Consider the following 12,553-nt stretch of genomic DNA (forward strand, 5'->3'; position numbering starts at 1 on the left):
CTGTGTAGTATCTGGCCGGGCTTGTCAGTAAAACGTGAAGACGATGTAGCAAGATCATTCAGGTAATCTGCAGGCAAAAAAAAGCCCGCCGTAAGGCAGGCAAGGATTCTTGAAGGGAGCTCAGGCAGGGTGCAATGCCCTGGTTAAGTCGGGATTAACAGTTCAGCCGTTGACCTGCACCGATGATCACTTTATACAGGCGAGCTATTCAAGGAGCCTGGCATGAGCGACGAACACGACCTCCACGAACCCGAACACGATCATCTGCTTGATCACGAATTCCTCTATGAAGACTTTGCGCCCGAGGCCGATGCCCAGGGTTTGCTGGATGAGGTCGAGGATGACGAAAGCACGCTCGATGATAGCGACGACGAATACGACCATCCTGCCTGGCACGATGACGTAGACGACTGACTCACGCCAGCACGCAGATCAAGCCGAGGGCACGCACTCAGCGCCGATCCAGCGAGAATCTGCCAGCGCCCGTTACAGCGAGCAGCAGCAGACCACCGACAATGCTCATGTTCTTGAAGAACTGCGTCATGTTGGCGCTGCGTTCAGGCTCGACCATGTTCCAGAACGGGTGGCCGATCAACGCGGTGCCGACCACGAACAGCGCGAACAGCATCGCCAATGGTCGCGTGTAGAACCCGAGAATCAGCACGATTGCAACGAAGAACTCCATGATCACTGCGATGGCTGCTGCCAGTGTCGGCGCAGGTGCACCTATCGAGGTGAAGTAGCTGACGGTGCCTTCAAAGCCTGTCAGTTTGCTCCAGCCCGAGAGCACGAACAGGATCATCAGCAGGATGCGTGCGAGCAGCATGATGGCATCGCGTTGACCAGCGAACAGGGTATAGCGCATGGCGGGGTACCAGTGAAGTTGGATGATTTCACTGTAGCAGGAGTTGCGGGCAATTCTTGCGCGCAAACAAAAGGCGCCCCATGGGGCGCCCTTTACGCAATAAGTGGTGCGAGTGGCGGGACTCGAACCCGCAAGGCTCACGCCGGCAGATTTTAAGTCTGCTGTGTATACCAATTCCACCACACTCGCACGCTTGAAAGGGTCTGTGCGACCGGCACGTCGTTAAACAGGTGCTCTGCAATCAAGCGCGCTTTATAACCCATCGTTATAGATGCGTCAACAAAACACCCTCCATGCAGGAATTTCTGGTTGATCGATGAAGCCTGCAGTCCAGACGATCGACACGATAGTGTCATTAAGCCACTGTTCGCGACTTTTCAGGCGACCATGCTGCTCACTGCGAGCGAAATCACCAGCCTGAAGCGGCTCCGTCAGCTGGCTACTCGTCAAGAGTTTCGCTTAGCCTGTAAAGGGCGAGTAGACTCAACATTATGTTTATGCCTCAGCCTGTGGTGCCTGTGGAGTTTTCATGGTTTCAACCGACCACCCGGACCAATCCGAAATGACCGCCAACCGCTATGAGCAGCTCGTTCTGTCGGTGGTTGATTACGCTATCTATATGCTTGATCCCTCTGGCCACGTAGTGTCGTGGAATGCGGGTGCAGAGCGTATCAAGGGCTACAAGGCCGCCGAGATCATCGGCCAGCATTTCTCCGTGTTTTTTACGCCGGAAGATTGTGCCCAGAATCGCCCTGAGCAGATCCTGCGCAAGGCCTTGGACAATGGCGTCGCCCAGGATGAAGGCTGGCGCGTGCGTCAGGACGGCACGCAATTCTGGGCCTTGGCCGCGTTGGACGTGGTGCGTGATGAGCAGGGTCAGATCATCGGCTTGGCCAAGGTTACGCGCGATATCACCGACCGGCGCGAGTCTGCGCTGCAGCTCGACGCGGTACGCGCGCAGTTGTTCCAGGCGCAAAAGCTCGAAGCCCTGGGGCAGTTGACCGGCGGGCTGGCGCATGACTTCAACAACCTGCTGACGATTATCCTCAGCTCGGCGCGGATGGCCAGCAACAGCCAGGATCCGCAGCGGGTTCAGCGCCTGCTGGAACACATCATCGATGCAGGGCAGCGCGGCACTCAACTGACTCAACAACTGCTCAGTTTTGCCCGCCATCGCCAGTTGAGTTCGGCGAGCATTGCTCCGCTCGCGCTGATTGACTCGACCCGTGGTTTGATCGAGCACGCGCTACCCGGCAGCATCGAATTCGAGCAGCAGCTGGCGGCAGAGCTGCCGTTGATCCAGGCCGACCCTGGCCAATTGCAGATGGTTCTGCTCAATCTGCTGTTCAATGCGCGCGATGCGATCGAAGGTGCGGGGCGGATTCGCCTCGAGGTCGATTGCGTGCAACTGGCCGGTGAGGTCGAGGGCCTGCACGGGCCGTTCGTGCGGTTTAATGTGCAAGACTCCGGCGTGGGTATCGAGGCGCATGTGCTGCCGCGTATCTTCGAGCCGTTTTTCACCACCAAGCCGTTTGGCAAGGGCACCGGGCTGGGTCTTAGCCAGGTGTATGGGTTTGCCAAGCAGAGCAATGGTGCCATCTGTGTGTCCAGCAAGGTCGGGGAGGGCACCAGTATGTGCCTGTACCTGCCGGCGGTGCTGAGCCCCCCTTAACGCGAACCCGACAGGCAGCGGCCATGGTTGAAGTACTCAAGCGAGTCGAGACAGGTATCGAAGGGCTGGATGCTTTACTGCGTGGCGGCCTGGTCGCTGGCGCGTCCTACGTCGTTCAAGGCCCGCCCGGGGCCGGCAAGACCATTCTCGCCAACCAGTTGGCGTTTGGCCACGTGCGCAATGGCGGGCGGGTGCTTGTGGCCACTTTGCTTAGCGAATCCCATGAGCGGTTGTTCCAGTGCCTGTCGACGCTGGAGTTCTTCGACCCGGCGCTGGTAGGCGATCAGATCCAGTTTGTCAGCGCGTTCGACACCCTCGAACAGGAGGGCCTGGATGCCGTGGTGCGGCTGATGCGTCAGGAAATTGGCCGGCAGCAGGCCAGCCTGCTGATCGTCGATGGCCTGCTCAATGCCCGCATACGTGCCGAAACCACGCTCGACACCAAAAAATTCATCTCCGAGCTGCAAGGGCATGCCGCCTTCGCGGGCTGCACTGTGCTGCTGCTGACCAGTTCGCGTCTGCAGGAGGGCAGCCCAGAGCACACCATGGTCGATGGCGTCATCGACCTGGGCGAGACTTTGGTTGGCAGCCGTGCCGTGCGTACTATTCAGCTGCGCAAGACCCGCGGCAGCGCTGCGTTGTCTGGCTTGCACGAGTGCCAGATCGATAGCGCCGGGCTGACGGTGTTCCCGCGTCTGGAGGCGCTCTACAGCCATCCCAGCCATCCTGGCTCGGAGACAATGGAATCTATCAGCACCGGCTCGCAAGCGCTGAACGACATGCTTGGCGGTGGCGTCAGTATCGGCTCGACCACATTGGTAATGGGGCCTTCGGGGATCGGCAAAACCTCTCTGGGGCTGGCATTCGTAGCGGCTGCGTCACCTGTGCAGCCGGCGGTGCATTTTGGCTTCTACGAATCGCCTACCCGATTGCGCCAGAAGGCCAGTGCCTTTGGTTACGACTTCGCTGAGCTGGAGCGCTCAGGGGCTTTGCTGTTGAGCTGGCAGCCAACCACCGAGGGCCTGCTCGATCAGGTCGGTGCGCGCTTGCTGAAACAGGTTGATAGCCTCGGTGCCAAGCGCGTGGTGATCGACAGCCTCGGTGCATTCAGCCGGCTGGCATTCGATCCTGCACGCATCAATGGCTTCTTCCGCGCCCTGATCGGCGAGCTGCGTGCCCGCGATGTGACGATGTTGATGACCTGGGAAATGCGTGATCTGTTTGGTGCCGAAGTCAGTGCGCCGTCACCCGACCTGTCGAGCATCGTCGATAACCTGATCCTGACCCGATTCGTCGAACTCGATAGCCGGCTGCGGCGCATGCTGTCACTGCTCAAGGTGCGCGACAGTGACTACGACCCTGCGCTCCATGAGCTGTGCATGGGACCGAATGGGGTGGTTGTGCGCAAGGCTTTCGAAGGTGCCAGCGCAGTGCTTAGCGGCACGCCTACTCAGTCGGAGGGCGGCTGACAGTCCAGCGATGAAGACCATTTTGATCGTCGATGACGAATACCTGATTGCCGAGATCCTGGGTTATGCCCTGGAGGACGAGGGTTTTCTGGTGGAAAAGGCCAACAATGGCGAAAAGGCGTTGGATCTGCTACGCCAGAAGCCTATTGATCTGGTGATTACCGATTACATGATGCCGAAGAAGAATGGCCAGGAATTGGCCAAGGCGATTCGAGAGGATCCTGCGCTGGCACATTTACCGCTGATCTTGATGAGCGGCGCGCAAGCCGCGCAAGCGGATTGCAATTTGTTCGGTGCAGTATTTCAGAAACCATTTCATGCCAATGAAATGGTAGCCAAAGTGCGGGAGCTGCTGGGCGGCTGAGGGCCTGGCAAGATCCCGCATCGGCGGGCCGATCGGTCAAGCGCATCCGTGCGGCTTCAAGCGATGCAGGTTTCAGTGTTGCTCGTCGTGGGGCTTTTCCGGTGCGGGGCTGCCTGCCTGGATGCGTTTGAAAATCTCCTCGCGATGAACCTGAACATCTTTTGGCGCATCGATGCCGATCCTCACTTGCATCCCTTTGACGCCCAGAATGGTCACTTTGATATTATCGTCGATGACGATGCTTTCGCCGACCTTGCGGGTGAGTATCAGCATGTAGTTCTCCTTGGGTAATAACGAAAACCGTGCGGTCAGTTACCGCTGCGGCGGGAGCGTGTCCCTCTTCCTTCTCATTAAAGACGCTTTCGGAGGATAGTAATTCCCCCGTAAATAAAATCTGTTTCATGTCTCTAGCTGCAGGTGCCGGTTTTGCGGGTTGAAGTGCCCCGGCGGAGGTGCTCGGGGGCAAGAATAGGGGGCTTACGCGCAGATTGGAAATTTCTCTGCTTGATAGCGCATATAGACCCGCTCAATCGGACTCCTGCAGCGCCCGCAAAAAGTGCATCAAGGTCACTTCTTCGGGCTCAAGCCCCTGGCGAATGCGGGCTCGCGGCAGAGCACCGAGGCGCCCCAGCTGGAAGTGCTCAAGCACTGCCGGGTGGATGTAGCAGCGTCGGCACACTGCCGGCGTGTTGCCCAAGCGTGCGGCAACCTGACGCACAATCGCCGTGACCTGGCGCTTGGCTTCGGTTTCCGGCTCCCAGGCCAATGGCCGTAACAGATGCAGGGCCAGGCTGCTGCCGGCCCAGGTGCGGTAGTCCTTGGCGGTAAAGTCAGCGCCGGTCAGCTGTTGCAGAAACAGGTTGATATCGCTCGAGCCGATGCTGTGCCGCTCACCGTTGTCATCCAGATACTGGAATAACGTCTGCCCAGGCAGCTCCATGCAGCGTTTGACCAAGCCGGCCAGCCGCCGGTCGCGCAAGGTAACGTTGTGCTCCACGCCGCGCTTGCCCCTGAACTGGAAGCGAATGGTACTGCCCTTGACCTCAACATGATCGGAGTTGAGAGTGGTCAATCCATAGGAGTTGTTGTCGCGCATGTACTGGCGATTGCCGACGCGGATCAGGGTCGAGTCGAGCAGGCTGACCACCAGCGCCATGACCTTTTCCCGGCCCAGCCCTGGGCGGCGCAGGTGGGCGTCGAGCTGCTTGCGCAATTTGGGCAGCACCTGAGCAAAGGCCAGCATGCGTCCGTATTTATGCTGATCGCGCACTTCGCGCCATTGCGCGTGATAGCGATATTGTTTGCGTCCGCGAGCGTCGCGGCCGGTGGCTTGCAGATGGCCCTGCGGGTCGGCGCAGATCCACACGTCGGTGTAGGCCGGTGGGATGACCAGCGCCGCGATGCGCGCAAGCGTCGCCTCATCGCGCAGCCGTTCACCGTCCGCGTCCAGGTAGATAAAGCGATCACGCCATCGGCGTCGGCTCAGGCCAGGCTGGCTGTCGTCGACATAGTGCAGGGAGCGGGGCAGCGGGCAATCGAGCATGGGGCGGTATCCAGCGACCAGGTGTCTGCTCAATGGACAACGCCGTTGGCGTGGATGCTCAGAGTAAAACAGCGACCGATTTGATTTGCGCCCATAGCGCCTGGCCCGGGTGCACGCCGAGCTGGTCGGCGGAGTAACGGGTGATGCGCGCCAACAGCGTGGTGCCGGCCGCATCCAGACTGACCAGTAGATGGGCCGGGTTATCGGCGGCGCGCAGCTCACGCACGCGCACGGGCAAGCGGTTGAGAATGCTCGACTGGCTGTCTGCCGCCAAGGCCAGGCTGACATCGCGGGCCTGGATCTTCAGCCGGTGCGTGCTGCCAACTTGCAGCGAAGGATGGGCGATACGCAGCGGTTGGGCATCATTGCCGGGCAAGCGCAGGTCGAACAATTGATAGTGCGGATCATGGCCGACCACCAGCCCTTCCAGCACCACCCCGGCATCGTCGCCCTGAGCCAACGGCAGGTCCAGCCGCGCCAGTGTCTCGCTGATGGGGCCGCTTGCAAGCACCTTGCCCTGCTCCAGCAACACCAGGTAGTCGGCTAGTCGCGCCACTTCATCCTGCGCATGGCTGACGTAGACCAGTGGAATCTGCAGCTCTTCATGCAGGTGCTCCAGATACGGCAGAATCTCGCGTTTGCGTGGTCCATCCAGCGCTGCCAGGGGCTCGTCCAGCAGCAGCAAGCGCGGGCTGCTGAGCAGGGCGCGAGCGATGCCGACCCGCTGCGCTTCGCCGCCAGACAAGGTGGCTGGACGGCGCTCAAGCAAATGACCGATGCCCAGTAGCGCACACGCCTGTTCAAGGCTGACCTTGCGCTGTGCCGCCGGCACCCGGCGCCAGCCGAACTCCAGGTTGGCGCGCACTGACAGGTGGGGAAACAGGCTGGCTTCCTGGAATACATAGCCGATCGGGCGCCGATGTGGCGGGAGGAAAAACCCGCTGGCACTGTCTTGCCACACTTCACCGTTGACCTCGATGTAGGCGCTCGCCGCACGCTCCAGACCCGCCAGGCAACGCAGGCACGATGTCTTGCCCGACCCGGAATGGCCGAACAAGGCGCTGATCCCTGAACCTGGCAGTTGCAGGTCGACATCCAGGGTGAAATCGTCGCGCGCCAGGGTCAGCCGCGCCAGTATTGAAGCACTCATCTCAACTCCAGCCGGGCTTGCCACGGCGCCCCGCGTACAGCAGGAGCAACACCAGGAACGAGAACACCAGCATGGCTGCGGCCAGCCAGTGTGCTTGTGCGTAGGCCATCGACTCGACATGGTCAAAGATCTGCACCGACACCACGCGGGTCTTGTCAGGGATATTGCCGCCGATCATCAACACCACACCGAACTCGCCAACGGTGTGGGCAAAGCCAAGGATGCTGGCGGTGACGAACCCCGGCCGAGCCAGCGGCAGCACGACATGAATGAAAGTGTCCCAAGGGCTTGCACGCAGCGTGGCGGCGACTTCCAAAGGCCTTGATCCAATCGCGCTGAAGGCGTTTTGCAGGGGTTGCACCACAAACGGCATGGAGTACACCACCGAACCAATTACCAGGCCGGTGAAGCTGAATACCACGCTGCCCAGGCCCAGTGCCTGAGTGGCTTGGCCCAGCCAGCCGTGCGGGCCGAGGGCGATCAGCAGGTAAAAGCCGATCACCGTCGGCGGCAGCACCAATGGCAGAGCGACCACCGCGCCGACCGGGCCGCGCAACCACGAGCGGGTCCGCGCCAGCCACCAGGCAATCGGTGTACCTATGACGAGCAGAATCAGAGTAGTCAGGCTGGCCAGTTTGAAGGTCAGCCAGATCGCTCCGAAGTCTGCAGCATCAAGCGGCATCAGATCTGATAACCATAGGATTTGATCACGGCTGTGGCCTTGGGGCCTTTGAGGTAGTCGATAAACGCCTTGGCAGCGGGGTTGTCCTTGCCCTTGTTGAGGATTACCGCATCCTGGCGGATCGGGTCATGCAGGCTGGACGGGACGATCCAGGCCGAGCCGTTTTCGACTTTGCCATCTTTGTAGATCTGCGACAGGGCGACAAAGCCCAGCTCAGCGTTGCCGGTAGAAACGAACTGGAACGCCTGGGTGATGTTCTGGCCTTCGACGAGCTTGCCTTTGGTGGCTTCAGTCAGGTTCAGCTTGGCCAGCACCTGAGTCGCTGCCAGGCCGTAGGGAGCGGTCTTGGGGTTGGCGATTGACAGGTGCTTGTAGTCATTTTTTTTCAGCACTTCGCCTTGCGCGTCGACGTAGCCTGGCTTGGCAGACCAGAGTGCCAAGGTGCCGATGGCGTAGGTGAAGCGCGAGCCTTCAACGGTCTGCTTTTCTTGCTCAAGCTTGGCCGGAGTGCTGTCATCGGCCGCCAGGAATACTTCAAAAGGTGCGCCGTTGTTGATCTGCGCATAGAACTGGCCCGTCGCGCCGAAGGAGGCCACAAGCTTGTGTCCGGTGTCCTTCTCGAAGTCTTTGGCAATCGCCTGGATCGGCGCGGTGAAATTGGCTGCGACGGCAACTTGAACTTCATCGGCCCAGGCATTGGTGCAGGCGAGCAGGGTGGCCGCCGTTGCAGCCAGGTAGGGCAAACGCATACGCATGAGGCAACTCTCCGAGAGCAGGTTATCGTTATATACGGGACTATATAGCGAGAGTCGACTCTACGGGAAGGGCCATAATCGCGGGATCGAATCAGCGCCCTAATTGCTCCAGCGCGCGCTCGGCAATGTCTCTGGTCAGCTCTGTCGCAGGCAGGTGTCGGCCAAGGCGCAAAGCCTGGCCGGCCCACAGATTGCTGAAGTCACTGCTGCCCGCGCTATCGCTGATCGCCCGCAGCGGCATCAACGCGCCGCCTGCCAGGGGGAAGGCGGGGGCCAGATCGCTCATCGGGCCAAGTTCGCTCATGATGCGGTTGTTGATGCCACGCGCGGGCCGCCCGGTGAACAGGTTGGTCAGCGCTGTGTCACTGGCGGGGGCGGTATCCAGCGCCTGGCGGTGGGCTGCAGATACCTTCGCCTCCGGGCAGAACAGGTAGGCAGTGCCGATCTGCACCGCCGAGGCGCCAAGAGCCAGTGCGGCCACCAGGCCGCGGTGATCGGCAATGCCACCGGCGCCGATCACCGGCAGTCGCACTGCGTCGACAATTTGCGGGATCAAGGCGAAGGTGCCGATCTGGCTGGTGATGTCATCGCTAAGGAACATGCCGCGATGGCCGCCGGCTTCATAGCCCATGGCGATGATCGCATCGCAACCGTGCTGTTCCAGCCAGAGCGCCTCCTGCACCGTGGTCGCACTCGACAGCACTTTGGCGCCGGTGGCCTTGACCCGCTGCAGCAGGCTGGCAGTGGGCAGGCCGAAGTGAAAGCTGACCACCTGCGGGCGCAGTTCTTCAACCAGTTGGCAGCTGTGCTCATCGAATGGCGCACGGTTGGATACCGGCGTCGGCGCGGCGAAATCAGCGCCCAGCTCCTGATAATACGGCTGTAGGGCCTGCTTCCAGCGCAGTGCGCGGGCTGCATCAGCGGGCGGCGGTTGATGGCAGAAGAAGTTCAGGTTCAAAGGCCCTGCGCAGGCGGCGCGGAACGCTGCCACTTCACTGCGCACCTGATCCAGGCTGAGCATGGCGCAGGGCAGAGCGGCCAGGCCACCAGCCGTGCCCACAGCGATGGCCATGGGTGAGCCGGTGGCTCCGGCCATCGGTGCTTGCAGGATCGGCACATCGATGCCGAGCAGATCCAGGATACGGCGGTCTGGCCAGTTGCTCATGTGCACTCCTGTCAACTCTGTTTCAACTCGGCGCCCAGCCAGGGCCAGGTTTACAGGGCCTTGCTGACTTTGATGTCGCTGATCTTGGCGACGTCATCGCCATGGATCTGTTGCAGCGCCAGGCGCGCCTGCTCTTCGGAGTTGTCCGGCATCACGGCGAAGTCGAAGCGTTGCTCGCCATCGAGCTTGTATTTGATCACGTACTTGATGTTCTGGGTCATGGCGGGCTTATCTCAGTTGCGACGACGAGCGACGCACGATTTTGATCTTGTGCGTGAAGGTTGGCTTGCGCGTGACCGAGATCGGCCGGGGCGTGGTCGTGTCGAGGGTGATGTTCCAAAAACCGGTGCTCGGCACGACGATCTTCGCCGGGAACTGGTCGAACGCGCCGCCATGGTAGGTGTGACGCCCGCCATTCTTGAAACTGCGGAAATTGGCGTCGTTCATCAGGCGAATGTTGCAGCGCTGGGAGCACTCGATCACGACAATGTCGTCCTCGTTGAGGTGCTCGCGCTGGTGTACGAATTTCATGTGATGCTCCGCAAAGTTTATTCGTGCAAATGCGCAAGATATCACGATGTAGCGGTACACTCCCGCCCCTGATGGCCGGGGTAGGGATAAATCCGCCAAAGCAGGGAGCAAACCCGCCCGGTTGTTGTCATACACATTCTTTAAAGCAGGCAGAGGTATTCCAATGAAGTGGGCGGTGGCGGCGATGACCTTGACTCTGGGCGGCTGTGTAAGTGTCGCTGAGCTGGAGCAATCGCGAGAAACCATGGATGTGATGTCTGGCAAGGCGCCTCAGGTGTACGCCGACTGTATCAAGGCCGAGTTGGCGAGTAGCCGCGACGCACTGGTGCAGGAAAAGCGCGGCGACGGCCTGCGTTTGATCGTGCCGCAGAAGCTGACCGCGGGTGCGGGTCCTGCTGCGTTGATTGACATCGACAAGCGTGGTAGCGGCAGCAGCATCAAGCTGCGCGAGCGGCTGAACAACTTCCCGCTGCGCTTGGGTGATGTGCGCGCAGCCACGACCAAATGCATCTCCGGATCTTGATCCAGCTCAGCTAAACGGCCATTTAGCGGGCCAATTGTCATGTTCTTGTCCGGTAGGCGTTGTTGCCTGCCGGAGGATAAGCCTACTATTTTTGTGCTTATACCTTTTAAGCCTAAGCTTATAACAAGGAAATGGAGCGTCCCGTGATGAATCCGTTGAGTCGTTTTGCGATCAGCACTGCGCTGATCCTGGCCTGGCCCGCGGCGCATGCCGCCGAAGGCCAGAAAATCTTCACCCAGGGTGGGGCCAACCCCGCTGCGATGGCCTGCCTGGGCTGTCATGGTCCCGATGCCAAGGGCATCGCCGCTGCAGGGTTTCCGCGGCTGGCCGGCTTGTCGGCCGGGTATCTGAACAAGCAGCTGCAGGACTTTCGCAGTGGCAGCCGCAAGCAGCCGGTGATGGAGCCGCTGGCCAAGGCCTTGAGCGCGCAGGAAGCCAAAGCCGTCAGCGAGTACCTGGCCAGCCTGCCGAATGACCCGGCACCTGATCTGCGTCGCCAGCAGATTGCCACCGACCCGGTGTCGCGCTTGGCCCTGTACGGCGACTGGGACCGGCAAATCCCGGGTTGTGTGCAGTGCCACGGGCCAGGCGGCAGCGGTGTCGGTGAGCACTTCCCGCCACTGGCGGGGCAGCCTGCGGCGTATCTGGTGGCGCAGCTCAATGCCTGGCGCGACGGCAGCCGTAGCAATGACCCCAATCAGTTGATGGTCGGCGTGGCCAAGGCCATGACCGATGCCGAGATCACGGCAGTTGCCGAGTTCTTCGCCCATCCACTGGCCCAGGAGGTCAAGCCATGAAGCCGATCATTGCCACCCTGTTGTTGGCCATGGGTAGCGCCCAGGCTGCCACGCCGATTGCCATGGAAGATCAATCCCAGCTCAAGGTGCCCGGCACGCAGGCCACAGTGCAGTTCGCGCCGCCCGCTGAAACCCAGATCCCGGACAACGCCTTTGGCCAGATGGTCCGCGAGGGCCATGCCTTGTTTGTCGATACCCGCCGGCTGATGCCCGAGGCTGTGGGCAACGGCATGAACTGCAGCAACTGCCACCTTGATCAGGGCCGTATGGCGTTTTCTGCGCCGCTGTGGGGCGCTTATCCGATGTACCCGGCATATCGCAAGAAAAATGACAAGGTCAACACCTTCGCCGAACGCATCCAGGGCTGCTTCCAGTTCAGCATGAACGGCAAGCCGCCTGCGGCGGATAGCCCGCAGATGACCGCACTGAGCGTTTACTCATACTGGCTGTCGACCAATGCGCCGACCGCGGTCGAGACACCTGGCCGTGGTTATCCCGAAGTGCCTCAGCCCAAGGGTGGGTATGACTTCAAACGCGGCAAGCAGGTGTATCGCGAGCAATGTGCGATCTGCCACGGCGATCAAGGCGAAGGCCAGCAGGTGGCAGGTGAATACGTGATGCCACCGCTATGGGGCAAGGACTCCTACAACTGGGGCGCTGGCATGCACCGGATCAATACGGCGGCGTCGTTCATCAAGTACAACATGCCACTTGGCAAGCCCGGCAGCCTCAGTGATCAGCAGGCATGGGATGTCGCTGCATGGATCAATCGCCACGAACGGCCGCAGGACCCGCGCCTGGTGGAAGGCTCAGTCGAAAAAACCCGATTGAAGTTTCATGCCAATGACGGCGTCAACCTGTATGGGCAAAAGGTCGAAGGCATGCTGATCGGGCAGGGGATAACCCGGTAACGCTTGCGGTAGACACTTCTGATGCGCGTCTTTTTGCGTATGCACTGGCGTGAAAATGACGCGCTTCGAAGCGGGTTCAGGGTTACCAGAGCCCGCTGTCAGCGGGGCAAACCTGCCGGCAACAGG

At 60.6% G+C, this 12,553-nt stretch carries 16 protein-coding genes and 1 tRNA gene; 7 read left to right on the plus strand and 10 right to left on the minus strand.

Going from position 1 to position 12,553, the window contains the following annotated elements:
- Window positions 1–222: 222 nt before the first annotated feature.
- Window positions 223–414, plus strand: coding sequence for a hypothetical protein (locus M2396_RS02825; RefSeq protein WP_101320705.1), 192 nt, complete (start codon window positions 223–225; stop codon window positions 412–414).
- 37 nt (window positions 415–451) lie between these two features.
- Here M2396_RS02825 and M2396_RS02830 read toward each other — a convergent pair whose 3' ends face one another.
- Window positions 452–865, minus strand: coding sequence for a DoxX family protein (locus M2396_RS02830; RefSeq protein WP_259072923.1), 414 nt, complete (start codon window positions 863–865; stop codon window positions 452–454).
- Window positions 866–969: 104 nt separating this feature from the next.
- Window positions 970–1,054 (minus strand) — tRNA-Leu (locus tag M2396_RS02835).
- Window positions 1,055–1,394: 340 nt separating this feature from the next.
- Here M2396_RS02835 and M2396_RS02840 point away from each other — a divergent pair.
- From M2396_RS02840 to M2396_RS02850, 3 genes are read left to right on the plus strand one after another with little or no spacing between them, the layout of a single operon-like run.
- The gene (locus tag M2396_RS02840) at window positions 1,395–2,537 is read left to right on the plus strand and encodes a nitrogen regulation protein NR(II) (protein WP_259072925.1); all 1,143 of its coding nucleotides are present in this window, start codon (window positions 1,395–1,397) and stop codon (window positions 2,535–2,537) included.
- 23 nt (window positions 2,538–2,560) lie between these two features.
- Window positions 2,561–4,006 carry an ATPase domain-containing protein gene (locus M2396_RS02845; RefSeq protein ID WP_259072927.1) on the plus strand — a complete coding sequence of 482 codons (1,446 nt, stop codon included), beginning with the start codon at window positions 2,561–2,563 and terminating at the stop codon, window positions 4,004–4,006.
- Between the two features lie 10 nt (window positions 4,007–4,016).
- Window positions 4,017–4,370, plus strand: coding sequence for a response regulator (locus tag M2396_RS02850; protein WP_101320697.1), 354 nt, complete (start codon window positions 4,017–4,019; stop codon window positions 4,368–4,370).
- Window positions 4,371–4,442: 72 nt separating this feature from the next.
- On the opposite strand, the gene csrA is transcribed toward M2396_RS02850, so the two are convergent.
- The 8 genes from csrA to M2396_RS02890 all read right to left on the minus strand — a co-directional run bounded on the left by csrA (window position 4,443) and on the right by M2396_RS02890 (window position 10,196).
- On the minus strand, window positions 4,443–4,643 hold the full coding sequence (csrA, locus tag M2396_RS02855; RefSeq protein WP_101320695.1) for a carbon storage regulator CsrA: 201 nt from the start codon (window positions 4,641–4,643) through the stop codon (window positions 4,443–4,445).
- Window positions 4,644–4,896: 253 nt separating this feature from the next.
- Window positions 4,897–5,913: a DNA topoisomerase IB gene (locus M2396_RS02860; protein ID WP_259072931.1), complete on the minus strand. Its 1,017-nt coding sequence runs from the start codon at window positions 5,911–5,913 to the stop codon at window positions 4,897–4,899.
- 58 nt (window positions 5,914–5,971) lie between these two features.
- Complete coding sequence (modC, locus tag M2396_RS02865) at window positions 5,972–7,063, minus strand: molybdenum ABC transporter ATP-binding protein (RefSeq protein ID WP_101320691.1); 1,092 nt, start codon at window positions 7,061–7,063, stop codon at window positions 5,972–5,974.
- Window position 7,064: 1 nt separating this feature from the next.
- Complete coding sequence (modB, locus tag M2396_RS02870; RefSeq protein ID WP_101320689.1) at window positions 7,065–7,745, minus strand: molybdate ABC transporter permease subunit; 681 nt, start codon at window positions 7,743–7,745, stop codon at window positions 7,065–7,067.
- Window positions 7,745–8,500, minus strand: coding sequence for a molybdate ABC transporter substrate-binding protein (gene modA / locus M2396_RS02875; RefSeq protein WP_188036264.1), 756 nt, complete (start codon window positions 8,498–8,500; stop codon window positions 7,745–7,747). Before modA ends, modB begins: the two co-directional genes overlap by 1 nt.
- A 91-nt stretch (window positions 8,501–8,591) precedes the next feature.
- Entirely contained in the window at window positions 8,592–9,665 is a 1,074-nt protein-coding gene (locus tag M2396_RS02880; protein ID WP_259072932.1) for a nitronate monooxygenase family protein, read from the minus strand.
- A gap of 50 nt (window positions 9,666–9,715) precedes the next feature.
- Complete coding sequence (locus tag M2396_RS02885; RefSeq protein WP_178080774.1) at window positions 9,716–9,886, minus strand: hypothetical protein; 171 nt, start codon at window positions 9,884–9,886, stop codon at window positions 9,716–9,718.
- 7 nt (window positions 9,887–9,893) lie between these two features.
- Window positions 9,894–10,196, minus strand: a complete 303-nt coding sequence (locus tag M2396_RS02890; protein WP_101320683.1) for a DUF1883 domain-containing protein — start codon at window positions 10,194–10,196, stop codon at window positions 9,894–9,896.
- A gap of 163 nt (window positions 10,197–10,359) precedes the next feature.
- On the opposite strand from M2396_RS02890, the gene M2396_RS02895 reads away from it, so the two are divergent.
- From M2396_RS02895 to M2396_RS02905, 3 genes are all read left to right on the plus strand, one after another.
- The gene (locus M2396_RS02895; RefSeq protein WP_101320681.1) at window positions 10,360–10,719 is read left to right on the plus strand and encodes a hypothetical protein; all 360 of its coding nucleotides are present in this window, start codon (window positions 10,360–10,362) and stop codon (window positions 10,717–10,719) included.
- Between the two features lie 146 nt (window positions 10,720–10,865).
- Window positions 10,866–11,516, plus strand: coding sequence for a cytochrome c (locus M2396_RS02900; RefSeq protein WP_259072934.1), 651 nt, complete (start codon window positions 10,866–10,868; stop codon window positions 11,514–11,516).
- Window positions 11,513–12,427, plus strand: a complete 915-nt coding sequence (locus tag M2396_RS02905; protein WP_150571748.1) for a c-type cytochrome — start codon at window positions 11,513–11,515, stop codon at window positions 12,425–12,427. The genes M2396_RS02900 and M2396_RS02905 overlap by 4 nt, the downstream gene beginning before the upstream one ends.
- Window positions 12,428–12,553 lie beyond the last annotated feature (126 nt).

The sequence above is a fragment of the Pseudomonas sp. BIGb0278 genome (assembly GCF_024809895.1).
Classification (GTDB): Bacteria; Pseudomonadota; Gammaproteobacteria; order Pseudomonadales; family Pseudomonadaceae; genus Aquipseudomonas; species Aquipseudomonas shirazensis.

Bases quoted from the DNA above. Each gene is read 5' to 3' on its own strand.
- M2396_RS02850 (WP_101320697.1), top strand. From the start codon at position 4,017: ATGAAGACCATTTTGATCGTCGATGACGAATACCTGATTGCCGAGATC.
- M2396_RS02840 (WP_259072925.1), top strand. From the start codon at position 1,395: ATGGTTTCAACCGACCACCCGGACCAATCCGAAATGACCGCCAACCGC.
- M2396_RS02885 (WP_178080774.1), bottom strand. From the start codon at position 9,886: ATGACCCAGAACATCAAGTACGTGATCAAATACAAGCTCGATGGCGAG.
- M2396_RS02860 (WP_259072931.1), bottom strand. From the start codon at position 5,913: ATGCTCGATTGCCCGCTGCCCCGCTCCCTGCACTATGTCGACGACAGC.
- M2396_RS02830 (WP_259072923.1), bottom strand. From the start codon at position 865: ATGCGCTATACCCTGTTCGCTGGTCAACGCGATGCCATCATGCTGCTC.
- M2396_RS02905 (WP_150571748.1), top strand. From the start codon at position 11,513: ATGAAGCCGATCATTGCCACCCTGTTGTTGGCCATGGGTAGCGCCCAG.
- M2396_RS02825 (WP_101320705.1), top strand. From the start codon at position 223: ATGAGCGACGAACACGACCTCCACGAACCCGAACACGATCATCTGCTT.
- M2396_RS02845 (WP_259072927.1), top strand. From the start codon at position 2,561: ATGGTTGAAGTACTCAAGCGAGTCGAGACAGGTATCGAAGGGCTGGAT.
- modC (WP_101320691.1), bottom strand. From the start codon at position 7,063: ATGAGTGCTTCAATACTGGCGCGGCTGACCCTGGCGCGCGACGATTTC.
- modB (WP_101320689.1), bottom strand. From the start codon at position 7,745: ATGCCGCTTGATGCTGCAGACTTCGGAGCGATCTGGCTGACCTTCAAA.
- modA (WP_188036264.1), bottom strand. From the start codon at position 8,500: ATGCGTATGCGTTTGCCCTACCTGGCTGCAACGGCGGCCACCCTGCTC.
- csrA (WP_101320695.1), bottom strand. From the start codon at position 4,643: ATGCTGATACTCACCCGCAAGGTCGGCGAAAGCATCGTCATCGACGAT.
- M2396_RS02880 (WP_259072932.1), bottom strand. From the start codon at position 9,665: ATGAGCAACTGGCCAGACCGCCGTATCCTGGATCTGCTCGGCATCGAT.
- M2396_RS02890 (WP_101320683.1), bottom strand. From the start codon at position 10,196: ATGAAATTCGTACACCAGCGCGAGCACCTCAACGAGGACGACATTGTC.
- M2396_RS02895 (WP_101320681.1), top strand. From the start codon at position 10,360: ATGAAGTGGGCGGTGGCGGCGATGACCTTGACTCTGGGCGGCTGTGTA.
- M2396_RS02900 (WP_259072934.1), top strand. From the start codon at position 10,866: ATGAATCCGTTGAGTCGTTTTGCGATCAGCACTGCGCTGATCCTGGCC.